This is a genomic window from Vibrio sp., assembly GCF_984391705.1.
Map to the genome: position 1 here is coordinate 60,791 of NZ_CFHWOM010000006.1, position 16,143 is coordinate 76,933.

Sequence of the window (16,143 nt, forward strand, 5' to 3'; positions counted from 1 at the left end):
GCCCGGACTGGCTGTCCGGGCGTTTAATTTAGTAGTAGGTGCACATCCGCTTGCCATCTACTTCCACAATGTTAAATGGAGTTTCGTAGATGCTTTGAAGGATATCCGCTTGAATCACTTCATCGACACTCCCTTGAGCGACGATCTTGCCTTTTTTGAGCGCAATGATTTTATCTGAGTAGCACGCAGCAAAATTGATATCGTGAATAACGACAACCACAGCCTTGTCCATTTCATGCGCTAGCCGACCAACGTTACGCATAATTTGCAGTGAGTGCTTAATATCCAAATTGTTTAATGGTTCATCTAAAAACACGTAATCAGTATCTTGCGCCATCACCATCGCTATAAACGAGAGCTGCCTTTGCCCTCCACTAAGTTCGTCTAAATACTTATCTTCAATGTCGCCTAGATCGAGGTACTGAATTGCTTTATCTATAACTTGCTTGTCCTCGTCTGTCAGTTTTCCTTGCGAGTAAGGGAATCGACCAAAGGAAACCATTTCTCTCACTGTAAAACGCATTGTGATATTGTTAGCTTGGCGTAAAACTGCAAGACGTTTGGCAAGCTCTTTGTTATCCCACTCTGAGAGTTCTTTACAATCAATGTAAACCTCTCCAGCATCTTTACTAACCAGTCGACTTGCCATAGACAGCAAAGTACTCTTACCCGCACCATTTGGACCAATAATGGAGGTAACCTTACCTTTTTCGAACTCGGCACTTGCGTCATCAACGACTGCAAAATCACCAAATACCTTTCTCAGACTTTTTAAGCTAATCATATCTAACCTAAACAATTTTGTTGCGAAGCAGCATGTACATAAAGTACAAGCCACCGATAAAGTTGATCACCACACTCAGTGTCGTTGTGAAACCGAACAAGTTTTCTACGATCCATTGGCCGCTCAGTAATGAGGCTACCGATAACAATGACACCGCTGTAAATAACACTTTATGTTGGTAGCTAGTGAACAACTCACGAGTCAGGTTGGTGACCAGTAAACCGAAGAAAAGGAGTGGACCAATAAGTGCTGTTGAAATCGAAATCAATAACGCGGACAACAATAAAATCTGCAGTGTCACTTTTTTTACATCTACGCCAAGACTAATCGCATTATCCTTGTCGAGCCAAAATACGTCGAGCAAGCGATGCAGCCTATACAAACGCCAAGATACGAACAGTAGCAAGGGGGCACTCAAATAAACCAAATCAACGCTGATGTTATTAAAGCTCGCAAACATGTTTGCCTGTACATTGGCGAAATCACTTGGGTCCATCAACATAATGAGAAAGGACGAAGTACTATCAAATACTTGGCCGAGTATTACCCCGAGAAGCAGCAGTACCATTAAGTTTTGACGTTCACCACGGAAATAAAAACCAAACAACAATGCTGAAAAAACCAACATCGACAGAGTCGAAATAGCAAAGTTAAAGTAGCTATTCATGGCGATACCACTAAGACCACCAAACAGAACTACCATCAATACCTTAGAAAACAAGTACAGCGAATCAAACCCCATAATACTTGGCGTTAATATACGGTTGTGGGTAATGGTTTGGAAAGCCAGAGAAGATTGGCCTATGGCAACGCCGGCTATGATCATCGCCACCACTTTAGGCACACGACGAGACAAAAAGTACTGGTAATTATCTGCGTTCAATCCGATACCAATAAAGAGACTTGCAAACAGTAGAGCGATGAAAGCAAGGATAAGAAGCTTACTACGATCTTGCATTCTTCTCCCCTTGTAAGATGAAGAAGATAAACACTCCACCACCAATCAAGCTGATTATATTGGTAATAGGAAGCTCGTAAGGGAAAATGATCAACCTACCCAGTAAGTCGCACCCCAAGACAATTAACGCGCCAAGTAAGGCAGTCAGCGGAATATTACGTTTTAAATTGTCCCCATAGAATCGGCTAACCAAATTGGGAACAATTAGACCAAGGAAAGGGAGTTTACCCACGATCATAACGACCGATGCAGCCATAACCGAAACCAGTAAAACGCCAATGATTAAAACTTGTTGGTAGTTGAGCCCCAAATTGACAGCAAAATCCTTCCCTAAACCCACAGCCGAAATACGAGTCGCGTATAGGTAACTGAAAATGGCGAAAGGAATCGCGACATACAACAGTTCGTAATCACCCTGAAGTAAATTGGCAAAGTTAGCCACCGCCCAAGATGACAGGTTTTGAATCGCATCGTATTTGTAGGCAAAAAACGTAGCGACTGATTCAACAACGTTACCAAAAATGATCCCAACTAAAGGCACAAATACAGCATTTTTAAACTGAATACGGTTGATGAACTGTACAAAAACGAGTGTACCTAAAATAGCCGTCGCGAAAATAAGCCACAGCTGATTACCATTACCAAATAGGACTAAACTCAATATGTAGCCCAGCATTGCACACTCTATCGTTCCAGATGTTGACGGCGATGCAAAACGGTTTTGGCTGATCTGCTGCATGATTAAACCTGCAATGCTAAGACCTGCGCCTGCGAGTAACACCGCAGCCAAGCGAGGAATTCGGCTAGTCAATAACAACTGCCAACTTTGAGGATCGCCATTTATGAGGCTGGAGAGGCTAAGATGACCAATACCGACAAAAAGAGACAAGACACTAAGTACCACAAGTGTCCACGATAAGATTTTCAAAAAATTATAACCTCATGAACCGAAAAAACCTCAAGTAACAACTTGAGGTTTTTCTTGATAAGAAACGACTAATTTAGGCCAGAAGCTGACTTAACATCGCTTAGCATTTGTTCTGTTGCACGCATTCCCGCAATAGATAGGTACCAAGCATTAATATCTAGGTAAGCCATTTTCTTGTTTTGGTATGCATTTGTCGCCTTAACAAGATCATTCTCGAAATCACGCTTAACGTTACTACTCTTACCTTTATTGATAAGGATATCTTTATCTACAATCAGTAAAGTCGTTGGATTGTGTTCACGAATAAATTCGTATGAGATCAGATCACCATGACGACTTTCTTTAATGCCCTCAACGGTCTCTGAGAAGCCGAAATCTTTGTAAATAGCGCCAAAGCGAGACTTAGCACCAAACGTTGTGATGTTTCCACCAGCACTCATTACAGTAAGAGCATCAACATTGTTTGCTTGGTTGTAGTCTTGGACTTGTTTAAAGCCCTTATCCACTTGAGCAATTTTATCTTCAACAAAAGACTCTTTTTCAAATACTTTACCGAGTTTACGCCATTCTTGTTGAGTCGCTTCCCAGTACCCTTTTTCTTTATCTAGGGCGTAAACAATGGTCGGAGCAATTTCAGACAACTCTTTGTATTTGCCCGCACCACGTGGGCCAACAACGATCAGATCCGGCTTTTGGCTGTAAATCGTCTCAAAGTCTGGTTCAAATAAACTACCAGCAGAAACAAAGTCTCCACTACGATATTGCGATAAATAATCTGGGAACATGCTCACGCTAGATACAGCAACAGGCTCTACACCTAATGCTTTTATGGTATCTAATGGACCAAGGCCAATAACCACAACACGCTCAGGTTTTGATTCCAGCTTGGTTGTTCCCTGTGCATGCTCGATTTCTACCGTTTTTGCGTTTGCAACCAACGAAGTCATCGCTAGAGCAAGAGCCACTGCCTTAAGTTTCATCTTATTTACCTTTGTTCATATCGAATGCAACGCATTATCATTTAGATTTTTATTAATGTCACTATTCAATCTGTGATTTTGTGGTTAATTGACGAATCAGTAAGCAAGTGGAATGGTTTTCTGCGTTAAGCGGATTAAGAAGATTGGAGGCGTGAATGAATGCTGGAAGTAAAGAGCTTCCAGCAATGACTTAGAAGAAATCGATAGATGAGCGACCGTTTTTCTTACCGCCTTTCGGCTGGTTTGATTTTTTCTCCTGATGACCAGAAGAAGGCTTGCCGCAATTTTTCTTAGAGCTGGACGATTTAGATTTGCTCGATGACTTGTTTTTCTTCGCCGGATTTGGCGATTCAGCGCGTTTCACTGGCTTCTCTTCTGGCTCAGTGACAGGCGCATCACAAACTACAACATAGTATTCTTGGTTAAACTCGAAGAAGTCACCATCATACATTTTTCGTCTTTTACGGGTTTCAAGTTCACCGTTTACGGCTACATACCCTTCAGAAATTAAGTGCTTAGCTTCGCCTCCACCACCAACCAAGTTGGCAATTTTAAACACTTTGTAGAGCTCTATTGGGTGTGAAGATACTTCAATACCAATCGCTTCGATCTCTATCTCTTCGCCTTGTTCATACTCTTCGGTCATAACTTACTCAAGAAGGAATACTGTTGAATCTCAGAGTCTAATGCCAATACCGTGAGAAATAAACTAAAGTTACTATTAAGGTTACTAACTGTATGGATATCAGCGTGCCCTATTGGCTTTTAACTTTGCTTGCTCTCTTACCATTCTATTCGACCGCCAACGCCACACCTACAAAGGTAGTGGTATATGCTGATGATGCCTATCCACCATACAGTTATGCCGTCGTGGGAGAGCCCAAAGGGGTATATACCGAAATCTTAAAACTCATCTTTTCGAAAATGAAATCCTACGACGTGACGATAAAGCCCATTCCTTGGAAACGAGGACTAAAATTGCTTCAGCTTGGTAAAGGCTTTGCTCTGTATCCCCCTTATTACTACTCTGACAAGCGTTTGTATATCTCTCCCTACTCCGATCCAATCTTACCCGAGGAAGTCGTTGTTTATTGTAATCCTGAGACGGCCGATAAAAGAACGTTAGAGAACTGGCCTGAAGATTTTTATGGGTTAACCATTGGCATCAACGAAGCATTTGCACTTGGTGGTGATGAGTTTTGGGCTGCCGTCGATCAACAAAAAATTTTCACACTGAGTGCGAAAGGAAACAAAGCTTCTCTAGTTAACCTATACGAGCGTCAAACTGATTGCTATATCAACGACAGGTTATCCATTTTGTGGGATATCAAAAACCTCAAGATGGATGGTACGTTCCCCAACGATTGGATGGTCACATTGTCCACTGTCGTGAGTCGTGAACACGGTCACCTAGGGTTCACAAACCAATATCCAGAACAATACCCTTACAAAGACGATTTCGTAACGCAGTTTAACCAACAGTTAAAGCAACTTCAGCAAGACGGCACCATTGACCAAGTATTGTCACGCTATTTTCAGCCCTACCGTTAGCCCCATTTCCTGACAGCCGTCTGACAGAGATTCCTTATTGGAAAGTCTCCCTTTCCACACCTTCCATCAGTTTTGTCCTACATTAGCCTCATCGGAACAGCGACGCATGGATAAGCGAGACAACAACCAAAGAAGAGAAAGAAAAAATGATGTCAGTAACTAAAACTCTCATAATCGACAGCCAGCCAATTATGCGTAATGCAGTGGAGCAATTGGTTTATGAACTACTACCGCGAGCTCAAGTTTTCCAAGCAAACTCCGCTTCTTTTGGAGTGCAAATGGTTAAAAACCACAGTATCGATTTAGTTATCTTAGATGTAGACCTCGAAAACTCAGACGGTTTTGAGTTCGTCCGTCGAGCGAGAGCGCACGGTTACAAAGGGAAGATTTTATTTTTGTCTGGCAATAAACACCCTATGTATTCTGATACCGCGTATAAACTAGGCGCTAACGGATACGTGGCTAAGTATGAATCTACTCCGGTTCTAAAAGAGGCCATCATTAGCGTCACACGTGGCTATAATGTTTTTAAACGCGAAGCAGCAACACGTCGCCGTAACACGACTCTTTCAAACCGAGAAACTGTTGTTTTCAACTATCTGGTGAAAGGTTATACCAACAAGAAGATTTCAGAGCTACTGTCACTGAGCTCAAAAACCATCAGCACTTACAAGTCACGTATACTCGATAAATACAACGTTGATTCAATTGTTGAGCTGATGAATCTACAAGAGCACTTAAGTGTATCTGTCTCTGACGTCAGAACAGATGCTGCTTAATCTTGTTAACCAAAATCTGATGTAGCGGGCTATTTTGGTTAACCAACTTATAATTAGCGACAACCGACGGAGGGTGCTCCAACTGTAAATGTTGAGGCAACTCCGATACACAATAGTCTTCGCACTCTTCCAAGTGGCGTGTAACTGGCAGCAAAGTAGCAGACTCGGTAGCCTCAAGTAGTTGAAACAAACATGTTATGTTGTCTACCGTGGCAACCTTATTGATATGGATTCCATGCTCTTCTAATGCATGTTTTGTTACGGCTTTGGAATGCTGCCAGCCCTTCATTTCCATCAGGATATAAGGCATTGCCAGCTTTTCTTCGAGCGTTTTTGAACAATACTGACGCGAACAAATGATGCCCCCTAAATACCTTCCAATGTGTTTTTGGTAGATCGTTTTGGTCATATCCGGATTAAAGTATTGAACTCCAACGTCAATTTTATCATCAAGTACATCCTGAATAGACGCATCAGACCAGGTCGTAATGTGAATAAATGCCTGTGGGAAGGTTTGCATTAAATCGACCATTAGGTCTTTTCCAACTAGATACTGACCTAAGCTAGGTAATGCAATTGTAATCGGTTTATCGTAAGTTTTCGGGTCGAACTCATCCTTTTGTACAGCATCGGCAATTAAATCGAGCCCTTTTTCTACTTGCGGTAGAAGCTGAATAGTAAACTCTGTCGGTTCATATTCAAAAGCACCACGCACAAACAATGGGTCACCAAGTTGCTCTCTAAGCTTGGAAAGATGCTTGCTGACAGCACTTTCCGTTTTACCAATTGCTTTAGCCACTGGCTTGAGTTGTCGATGCTTATTTAATAACGATAATACCTTGAGTAAATTAAGGTCTAGTTGTGACTTCATACCCTTCCTGCAAATAGAACGTCAAAACAATAATGTTTTTCCTAGCTCACTAGCCTATTACAAACTTAAACCTCTCACCAAATTAGATATTCGTATTTTTGCACAAGCTTGGTTTTATGGGTCGAGAAATGGCCAACTATTGACGCTGGTTTAACGACAAGCTTCACAATAAGGGTTAATGGGGTTTGAAATGTCTTAGATAATTTCGTTTAGTAATCGTCATTAATAAAAGGCTTACTCGACCGTTAGTAACAATTGAGCAGAATAATAGACACTCCTACCTAGAATGTTGGGATGTCAAAATCTTATGTCGCAAACAATAAATAGTATCGTTCCACGCCCAAAAATTACTTTGGTGTCTGAATGTGGAGTTACGGTAGAAGCAAAAGCAGACGAACCATCCAACTCACTGACAGGCGCTGAGTTGGATGAACTCATGGACCATCATTTCAAGCACATGGTAGATGTACTTAATGATGGTATTTTTTACATGTCTGATACCCAACACGTTTGCTTCTATAATCCGTCGTTTTATCAGCGTTTTGGGGTGAAGTCTGGTCATTCATGCTTGCAAACATGGCTCGATCTCGTCCACCCAATGGATCGCGTGATGTTGCAAGGCAGAGTCGATGAGCATATTACTGAAGATGAATCAAAGGTAGCGACTCAATACCGCGTGCGTTGTACTAACGGCCAGTACGTGTGGCTTGAAGGAACGGCTATTACTAAAACAGTAAATGGCAAACGCTTTATGATTGGGTGTCACAAAGACATCTCCGACAAAAAACTAATGGAAGCTTACGTTCATCAAACTTCCTATAAAGATGGGGCTTCTGGATTATCTAACGATCATAAACTCGCAATGGATATCGATAATATTGATCCGTTGAGAGAATCACATAGTCTACTTTATATCCAAGTCGCTAATATACGCTCATACCTATCTTTATACGGTGCGCAAATAATGCGCGATGTTCTAAACCACCTAATACAAGCCTTAAATCACTTCCCTGACCAATTTGTTGACCTCTACCGAATTCGTTCTGATGACTTCGCTATATTGGTTAAAGGTGAATACGATTCGCAACAATTAACCGAATTAGGTGAGCGCATTGCTGATAAATACAATGAAGCCGTGAGAGCAAACGGTTATTTGTATGGCACTGAGATGAGCATTGGCATCTATCCCGACATTCCGACGGAACTCGAGGCCGAAGAAGCAATTAAGATTGCATGCCGCACAAGCCAATTCGCCAGTGAGCAAAAGCAAAGTCACATCAGTGTTTACACCGGAGCGACTAAATCCAAAGTCGATCGTCATTTTCATATTGAGCGCGAGCTAGGCAACGCAATTAAAGAAGACACACTCTCTGTCAAGTTTCAGCCCATTATTTGTACCAAACGAAACGCTATAGCGAGCTTCGAAGCTCTGGTACGATGGAAGTGTCAAGAAATGGGAGAAATATTCCCTGACGAGTTTATATCCGTTGCTGAAAAGAAAGGTCTTATCGTTGATCTTGGCTATTTAGTACTCTCTAAAGCGTGTTACTTTATTCAACAATACCAAGCTACCCATAACACCTCGGTTAGAGTCAATGTTAACGTTTCGGTGTTACAACTCTTGAATCACTCATTCCCAGAAACCGTTAAACGTGTCGTGGATGAGTACATGATTGATCCAAAAAACATCGTCTTGGAGCTGACCGAAACGATGATCCTAGACGGGAACAAAAGCGCCATCGACCAGTTAAACAAGCTTAGCGAACTTGGGTTCCAGCTATCATTAGATGATTTTGGTGCTGGCTACAGTTCTTTAAATAGCTTTTTCGACCTTCCTCTCCAGCAAATTAAAATAGATAAGTCGATTGCCTGGCGCTCTTTTACCAATCCCGCCACTTTTGAATATCTCTCTTTTGTAATCAAGCTGTGCCAAGCCTATGATGTTGATATCGTTATAGAAGGTATCGAGAATGCTCAAATGGCTCAAGCCTTTACTGACCTCGGTGCATCCTATTTGCAAGGGTATTGGTATTCCAAACCACTTTCATTTGCCAGTGCAAGTCACTACACCTTAATCTAGAAATCTCAAACTTGAGACGCATTACTTTTCTGAATATTTATTTATTGACTAATTAACTTAAGTTGTAGAAAATTTGCACAGTTTTGCGACGAACAACAAACTTTATAAATATACTCTCGCATTAGCATACGTGATCAAGGATTCGATCCGTTTATAGCTTTTAGTTGAATCAAAGTTATATACCGCGCTTAAGACAAGGACGTAGAAATAAACTTGTTTTAGGAGATCTTTGTGTCTAAACCTCTACGCCAATTTATCGCTGCCACCATCTCAGCTAGCTTACTGCTTACTCCTTTTTATTCTCTCTCTGTAAGTGCAAAACAGAATGAGGCAAATTGGTTCGAACAAAGTGATATCTCTCTTCCTAAAGGCACTAAAGTAGCGCAGCTTGGCAATGAGATGCATTACATTCTGCTGCCGACTAGCCGCAACAGCAAAACGCTGTCGATCCGCTTACGACTGGCTGCACCATCATCGCAAAGCCACACAGTTGCAGAGAAGCTATTTAAAGGCAGTGAGTGGACTTTAGAGGAATTTAAAGGCCAGAGTGTGATTAAGCGCGACTTCGATAAAAACGATACTGACACTTTATCTCGCGCTATTGAAGAACTTGCGTCATTGGTCAAGAGTGATAGCGCAACCGGAACCTTTACTCCAGGACTTAGCTCTGTCATCGTTGCTGGCAACTTTAGACTGCGCACAACTCAAGAACTAATTGAGAAGAATTTTTCAGATTGGAAACCTAACTTAGCGTTTAACTTAGTCGCTAACGACGGTTTAACACCAAATACTGATGTCGCTCAAAGTACAGAAAAGCCGACTGTAGCTTATACTGCGCATACAAAAATCAACGATGACCCAAACAGCAAGCTACAACGTAAAAAGCTGCTCGTGGTTACAATCGCCAACAAGATCTTAGAGAAGCGCCTAAAAGAAGCGTTGGCAGAACAGAAAGTAACTGTCGAAGTATCAAACCAAGTTCTTGCGCAGTCAAACCTAGTGTCGCAAGTGTCTGTCACAAGTGATGACAGCGAACAAGCTAAAGCTGCACAGAAAATCATTCAGCAAGAAATCAACCGCGCACGCACAAGTGGTTTCAAACAAGCAGAGTATGAAATGGTGGTTTCTCAGCTAAGAGAGCATCTAGAAAAGCAAACTCGCCGTTATGATGACGCCTACACTGCGCACCAGGCAGATCAACTGGTTAAGGCTATTGATGAAGGTCGAGTGTATACGTCACCATCTTACGATCTAGATTTGATGAACTTCCACGTAGCTCACCTAAATGAATTCGATATTAGCAACGAGTTTGAGAGAGTCTGGCAGAACCCAATGGAACTCGTCATCATTCCAAATAGCTAATCACTAAATAAACGCCGCCAAACTTGGCGGCGTTTTCATCGTGTTGGTTAGAAGCTCGATAGCGATACCAATTCTTGAGTATATGGGTGACTGGGCTGTGAAAATAACTGTGCGGTCGCACCTTGTTCAACAATTTCCCCTTGCTTCATCACAATCGTATAGTGACAGAGTGATTTCACCACGTTTAAATCATGGCTTATAAACAAATAACTCAAGCCATACTTAGTTTGCAACGACTTCAATAAATCAAGAACTTGCGCCTGAACCGTTCTGTCAAGCGATGAGGTAGGCTCATCCAATAGGATAAACTCTGGTTTAAGTACTAGAGCACGTGCAATGGCGATTCGTTGGCGCTGGCCGCCAGAAAACTCATTGGGGTAGCGATGTCTTGACTCTGGATCAAGGTCCACCTCTTTCATCACCTGAACAATCATCTCGTCAATTTGTTCTTCATCCAGTTGTTGATGAACTCTTAATCCTTCGCCGATAACCTGAGCAACAGACATACGTGGATTAAGTGCCGAGAATGGGTCTTGAAACACTACTTGCATGCGACTTCGATATGGCAGCATCTCTTTTCTCTCTAGCCCTTGAATCTCTTCTCCGTCGTAGCGGATTGAACCTTCTGAATGGACCAGTTTCAAAATGGCCATACCCGTCGTCGACTTACCTGAACCGCTTTCTCCTACTAGGCCAATAGACTGACCTCGCGGGAGTGAAAAACGCATATCTGTGACGGCTTTAATATGCGATACGACCCGTTTGAAGAGTCCACCAGTTAGCGGGAACCAAACTCTGAGCTGATCGACATCGAGTATGGTCGTTTGGTCACCGGAAACAGTAACTGGCTCTCCTCTAGGATCAGAGTCAATCAACAGTTTGGTGTATGGGTGCTGCGGCTGATGAAAAACGTTATGACAATCCCCCACTTCAACCAAACGCCCCTCTTGCATGACTGCAACTCGATCAGCGATACGTCGTACAATACTCAAATCATGGGTGATAAAGAGCATTGCCATACCCAGTTCCTGCTGAAGCTCTTTTAGAAGATCAAGTATCTGAGCTTGCACCGATACGTCAAGTGCAGTGGTAGGTTCATCAGCGATCAGTAACTCTGGTTCATTGATGAGCGCCATTGCAATCATTACTCTCTGCCTTTCGCCACCCGATAACTCATGGGGGTACGCATTGATCTTTACATCCGCATGGCGAATACCCACTTTTTCAAGCCAAGTTATCGCCATTGATTCAGCCTTCTTCTGCCTCACACCACGGTGAATTGACAGTATCTCTACCAATTGTTTACCAATTTTATGCAGAGGATTTAAAGAGACCATTGGCTCTTGAAAAATCATCCCTATACGAGCACCACGAATACCTCGCAATTGCCGTTCTGAGCATTGCATAATATCGATATCATCGAACGTAATCTTTCCTTCCAAATAGTGGGCAGAACCTTTAGGTAGAAGCTTTAAGATCGAGTTGGCGGTAACGGATTTTCCTGAGCCACTTTCGCCGACTAGGGCAAGGGTTTCTCCTTTGTTAATTGAGAGTGAAACCTGATGCGTCACTGTTTCTATGTTCGAGTTTCGGCCAAATCCAACCGATAGGTTCTCTATGCTTAATACCTGTTTACTCATAGCTACCTCCCTTGATGGTGTGGATCAAATGCATCACGAACCGCCTCACCGATAAAGACCAGTAAAGTTAGCATCAGTGACAAGACAATAAACGCAGAAAAACCTAACCAAGGAGCTTGAAGGTTCGCCTTACCTTGAGCAAGCAACTCTCCCAAAGAGGGAGAACCAGCTGGCAGACCAAAGCCTAGGAAATCAAGTGAGGTGAGCGTCGTTACCGAACCCGATAAAATAAAGGGCATCATGGTTAATGAGGCTACCATCGCATTGGGTAACATGTGGCGCAACATGATTCGATTATCACTAACCCCCATAGCAAGCGCGGCCCTTACGTAATCAAAATTACGACAACGAAGAAACTCAGCCCGCACGACCCCGACTAAACTCATCCAACTAAAGGCAACCATAATGCCAAGTAGCCACCAAAAATTTGGCTCAACAAAACTCGATAGAATAATGAGCAAAAACAGTGTCGGCATCCCAGACCAAACCTCTATAAAACGCTGGCCGAATAGATCTAACCAGCCGCCATAGTATCCTTGTGTCGCACCAACAATGACTCCAATAACACTTGAAACTATCGTGAGAACAAATCCAAACAATACGGAAATTCGAAAACCATAAATGATACGTGCCAGCACATCCCGGCCTTTGTCATCGGTACCCAGCACGTTGACTGAATCCGGAGCAGAAGGTACAGAGCCCTCAATATCAAAGTTAATCGTATCGTAACTGAACGGAATCAGAGGCCAAACAATGTAGCCTTGTTCTTCAATCAACTCGATCACATAGGGGTCTTTATAATCTGCTTCTGTTTCAAATTCACCACCAAACTCAGTTTCAGAGTACTGCTCTACAATTGGGAAATACCATTGGTTGTCGTATTCAATGAGCAAAGGTTTATCGTTGGCAATCAACTCAGCAAATAAGCTGACAATAAACAAGAGAGCAAAAACCCACAAAGACAAAAATCCTCGTCGGTTAGCTTTAAATCTTAACCAACGAGCTTCATTTAGTGGGTTACGTCGTTTACTTTTCAACATTAACGCGCCTCAAAATCAATACGCGGGTCAACCCAGGTATAGGTTAAATCAGAAATAATGCTGAGCAATAGCCCAAGCAAAGTCATAATGTAAAGCGAACTAAACACCACAGGGTAATCTCGCTGAATTGTAGACTCAAAACCAAGTAGCCCAATACCTTCCAACGAGAACATCACTTCTATAAGCATCGAGCCAGTAAAGAAAATGCTAATAAAGGCAGCAGGAAAACCGGCGATGATGATTAACATTGCATTGCGAAACACATGTTTATAGAGGATGCTTCGCTCATCAAGCCCTTTTGCTCTGGCTGTAACGACATACTGTTTATTGATTTCATCGAGAAAGGAGTTTTTGGTAAGCATACTCAGGGTTGCAAAACCGCCAATTACCATAGCAAAGATAGGTAACGCCAAGTGCCAAAAGTAATCTATCACTTGTTCATACCAATTGAGCTGTTCAAAGTTACTCGACACTAAGCCTCGCAGCGGAAACCAGCTAAAGTAGTTACCACTCGCAAACAAGATAATTAGAATGATGGCGAATAAGAACCCAGGAATCGCATAACCAACGATCACCACTGCGCTTGACCAAACATCAAAGCGTGAGCCATGGTGAATCGCTTTTAAGATCCCCAAAGGAATGGAGATTAAATAGATAATAAGCGTACTCCATAGCCCCAAAGAGATAGAGACAGGTAGGCGCTCAACAATCAAGTCAATTACGTTTCCGCCCTTAAACAGGCTTTCACCAAAGTTGAAGGTCGCGTAATTTTTTAGCATCTCGAAATAGCGCTCGAGCATGGGTTTATCAAAACCAAATTGCTTCTTGATTGCTTCCACAACTTCTGGGTCTAGCCCTCTCGAACCTTTATAGCCGGAAGCAGATTCTTGATCATTACTGACATCAACTTCAGCACCACCGCCCGTAAAGCGCTCCATAATGCCAGAAGTATGCCCTTCCATTTGGGCAATCGCCTGTTCTACTGGCCCACCAGGTGCAATCTGTATGATAAAGAAGTTAATGGTGATGATGGCCCATAAAGTAGGAATCACCAAAAGTAAGCGGCGAAAGATATAGGCTGCCATATTTGCCCTCAGTTAATCTAAGAGCCCCCTAACTTAAAGGGGGCTCAAAACAACCAGAATGAATGGTTATTGACGCTTCTCAGGAAGTTTTTTGGATTTATCTTGCGATACCCACCATGTGTCCCGCCCTAAATCATATTTTGGCATGACATCTGGTCGCTCAAACTTATCCCACATCGCCACTCGATATTTACTAAGGTGCCACTGAGGGATGATGTAGTAGTTCCATTGCAACACTCGGTCGAGCGCTTTACCCAGTGTTAACAAGGCTTCAGGGTTCTGCTGGCTTTTTGCAATCTCTTCGGTGAGTTCATCCACAACGGGGTCCATTACACCAGCCGTATTGTAAGTTGAATCGATATAGTTTGAGTTCCAAACAATCAACAAGTTAGGACCTGGGTATGGGTTTGCAGAATAAGAAGAAGAGACCATATCAAAATCTCGGTCACGAAGACGTTTGATGTACTGAGTGGTATCAACTGTGCGAATTTTCATCTCAATACCCATGCGCTTAAGGTTCTTCTGTACTGGAATCGCGATACGCTCTGTGGTCGGGCTATAGATCAGTAATTCAAAGCTGAGTGATTGCCCCGTCTCTTTATTGGTCATTACTTTGTCTTTTAGTTCCCAGCCGGCTTCTTTCAAGAGTTTGAAAGCCGTTCGCATTTGGGTGCGAATACGGCCAGATCCGTCAGTGACGGGAGGCTGAAACTCACCAGTAAACAAATTCGGTGGCAATTTATCTTTATACTGATTTAGAACTTTAAGCTCAGCATCGGTAGGTAAGCCTGTCGCTTCATATTCTGTATTTTGGAAATAGCTACGAGTGCGAGTGTATTGGTTATAGAACAGATTCTTGTTCATCCATTCAAAGTCCATAGCGTATGTTAATGCTTGGCGCACTTTAGGATCTTTGAACATCGCCTGTTGAGTGTTAAATACAAAGGCTTGCGTATTTGCTGGTCGCTCATGGGCAATTTCTTCTTTTACAATATACCCTTTATCAAAGTTCACACCGGTGTATGAGTTAGCCCAAAACTTAGCCACATTTTCAATACGGAAATCAAATTCTCCCGCCTTGAATGCTTCCAGCATAACTGTGTCATCACGATAGTAGTCATAAGTCACGGTTTTAAAGTTATCGCGGCCAACATTTACAGGTAAATTCTTTGCCCAATAATCCTCAACAAGTTGGTAGGTGATACTTTGCCCTGATTTGTAATCAACAACTTTGTAAGCGGAGCTCCCAACTGGAGGGGTTGAAAGTGGCTCTGCTAGGCTTTTATCTTGCCAATAGTGTTTTGGTAACACCTGTGTAGTTTGAGCGAAACGGAACATTTTCTCCCTGTTTGGTTTACCCATTTCCACTTTTACTGTTAGATCACTTTTCGCTGTTACTGATTTAATGTCTTGGTAGTAAACCTTGTATTGAGGAACCCCTTCGTCAACAAACTTTTTGTAGGTAAAAGCCACATCATGGGCGGTAATCGGTTTACCATCATGGAAGCGAGCATTTGGGTTAATATCAATTTCGATCCATTTATAATCATCAGAATATCGAACGCGCTCAGCGATTAACGGGTAATAGGCATCGATCTCGTCACTTGGTGAAAACATCAGTGAATCATAGATTTCTCCGATCCCCGCAGCAGACACTCCACGAGAACCAAAGCGGTTGAAGCTGTCGTAAGTTCCTACTTGACCATAAGTGACTGAACCATACTTGGGCGCATTAGGATTTACATAATCGAAGTGAGTGAAGTCATCTTTATACTTTGCTTGCCCAAACCCTACTAGAACTTGGGTTTCTACCACTTCAGCCACACTAAACTGAGCCGCTAGCGATAATGTGCAACCCAATACGAACTTACGCATCTTCCCCATAAACTAATCCTTTAATTACCTGGTCTATACGTTTTTGAACACGATTAATTAATATTAATAATTCAATTACTTGGATAAGTATAGAAGCCAAACAAGTGATATGTAAACGATTTCGTTATGAATGTAAGTGCTCTAGTTCACTGCCCCTCAGAGAGGTATTTGCGATAGCGCCTTGATGTCATCATCTATGACACTCGGGAA

14 protein-coding genes are annotated in these 16,143 nt (G+C 42.5%); 4 read left to right on the forward strand and 10 right to left on the reverse strand.

Going from position 1 to position 16,143, the window contains the following annotated elements; all coding sequences use genetic code 11:
- Positions 1 to 28: 28 nt before the first annotated feature.
- The 5 genes from vctC to AC4MRV_RS06760 form a co-directional block, all read right to left on the reverse strand.
- Positions 29 to 784 (reverse strand): iron chelate ABC transporter ATP-binding protein VctC, encoded by a 756-nt coding sequence (vctC, locus tag AC4MRV_RS06740; RefSeq protein ID WP_491186662.1) that lies wholly within the window; start codon positions 782 to 784, stop codon positions 29 to 31.
- Between the two features lie 7 nt (positions 785 to 791).
- On the reverse strand, positions 792 to 1,742 hold the full coding sequence (gene vctG / locus AC4MRV_RS06745; RefSeq protein ID WP_491186663.1) for an iron chelate uptake ABC transporter permease subunit VctG: 951 nt from the start codon (positions 1,740 to 1,742) through the stop codon (positions 792 to 794).
- Positions 1,729 to 2,670, reverse strand: a complete 942-nt coding sequence (gene vctD, locus AC4MRV_RS06750; protein ID WP_491186664.1) for an iron chelate uptake ABC transporter permease subunit VctD — start codon at positions 2,668 to 2,670, stop codon at positions 1,729 to 1,731. Before vctD ends, vctG begins: the two co-directional genes overlap by 14 nt.
- Positions 2,671 to 2,738: 68 nt before the next feature.
- Positions 2,739 to 3,650, reverse strand: coding sequence for a siderophore ABC transporter substrate-binding protein (locus tag AC4MRV_RS06755; protein WP_491186665.1), 912 nt, complete (start codon positions 3,648 to 3,650; stop codon positions 2,739 to 2,741).
- 190 nt (positions 3,651 to 3,840) lie between these two features.
- Positions 3,841 to 4,296 (reverse strand): RNA-binding S4 domain-containing protein, encoded by a 456-nt coding sequence (locus tag AC4MRV_RS06760; RefSeq protein ID WP_491186666.1) that lies wholly within the window; start codon positions 4,294 to 4,296, stop codon positions 3,841 to 3,843.
- Between the two features lie 92 nt (positions 4,297 to 4,388).
- On the opposite strand from AC4MRV_RS06760, the gene AC4MRV_RS06765 reads away from it, so the two are divergent.
- Both AC4MRV_RS06765 and AC4MRV_RS06770 read left to right on the forward strand, forming a co-directional pair.
- Positions 4,389 to 5,201, forward strand: a complete 813-nt coding sequence (locus tag AC4MRV_RS06765) for a substrate-binding periplasmic protein (protein ID WP_491186667.1) — start codon at positions 4,389 to 4,391, stop codon at positions 5,199 to 5,201.
- 149 nt (positions 5,202 to 5,350) lie between these two features.
- Entirely contained in the window at positions 5,351 to 5,980 is a 630-nt protein-coding gene (locus AC4MRV_RS06770) for a response regulator (RefSeq protein WP_491186668.1), read from the forward strand.
- Here the strand turns inward: AC4MRV_RS06770 and AC4MRV_RS06775 are convergent.
- Positions 5,961 to 6,851 (reverse strand): LysR family transcriptional regulator, encoded by an 891-nt coding sequence (locus AC4MRV_RS06775; protein WP_491186669.1) that lies wholly within the window; start codon positions 6,849 to 6,851, stop codon positions 5,961 to 5,963. The two genes, AC4MRV_RS06770 and AC4MRV_RS06775, sit on opposite strands and share 20 nt — an antisense overlap.
- A 307-nt stretch (positions 6,852 to 7,158) precedes the next feature.
- Here AC4MRV_RS06775 and AC4MRV_RS06780 point away from each other — a divergent pair, with 307 nt between their 5' ends.
- Positions 7,159 to 8,931: an EAL domain-containing protein gene (locus AC4MRV_RS06780; RefSeq protein WP_491186670.1), complete on the forward strand. Its 1,773-nt coding sequence runs from the start codon at positions 7,159 to 7,161 to the stop codon at positions 8,929 to 8,931.
- Between the two features lie 231 nt (positions 8,932 to 9,162).
- Positions 9,163 to 10,293: an insulinase family protein gene (locus tag AC4MRV_RS06785; RefSeq protein ID WP_491186671.1), complete on the forward strand. Its 1,131-nt coding sequence runs from the start codon at positions 9,163 to 9,165 to the stop codon at positions 10,291 to 10,293.
- Positions 10,294 to 10,340: 47 nt separating this feature from the next.
- On the opposite strand, the gene AC4MRV_RS06790 is transcribed toward AC4MRV_RS06785, so the two are convergent.
- The 4 genes from AC4MRV_RS06790 to AC4MRV_RS06805 form a co-directional block, all read right to left on the reverse strand.
- A complete protein-coding gene (locus AC4MRV_RS06790) occupies positions 10,341 to 11,933 on the reverse strand; it encodes an ABC transporter ATP-binding protein (RefSeq protein WP_491186672.1) in 1,593 nt (530 codons plus the stop codon).
- A gap of 2 nt (positions 11,934 to 11,935) precedes the next feature.
- Positions 11,936 to 12,973 carry an ABC transporter permease gene (locus tag AC4MRV_RS06795; protein WP_491186673.1) on the reverse strand — a complete coding sequence of 346 codons (1,038 nt, stop codon included), beginning with the start codon at positions 12,971 to 12,973 and terminating at the stop codon, positions 11,936 to 11,938.
- Positions 12,973 to 14,058, reverse strand: coding sequence for a microcin C ABC transporter permease YejB (locus tag AC4MRV_RS06800; protein WP_491186674.1), 1,086 nt, complete (start codon positions 14,056 to 14,058; stop codon positions 12,973 to 12,975). Before AC4MRV_RS06800 ends, AC4MRV_RS06795 begins: the two co-directional genes overlap by 1 nt.
- Positions 14,059 to 14,124: 66 nt before the next feature.
- On the reverse strand, positions 14,125 to 15,933 hold the full coding sequence (locus AC4MRV_RS06805) for an extracellular solute-binding protein (RefSeq protein ID WP_491186738.1): 1,809 nt from the start codon (positions 15,931 to 15,933) through the stop codon (positions 14,125 to 14,127).
- Positions 15,934 to 16,143: the final 210 nt, after the last annotated feature.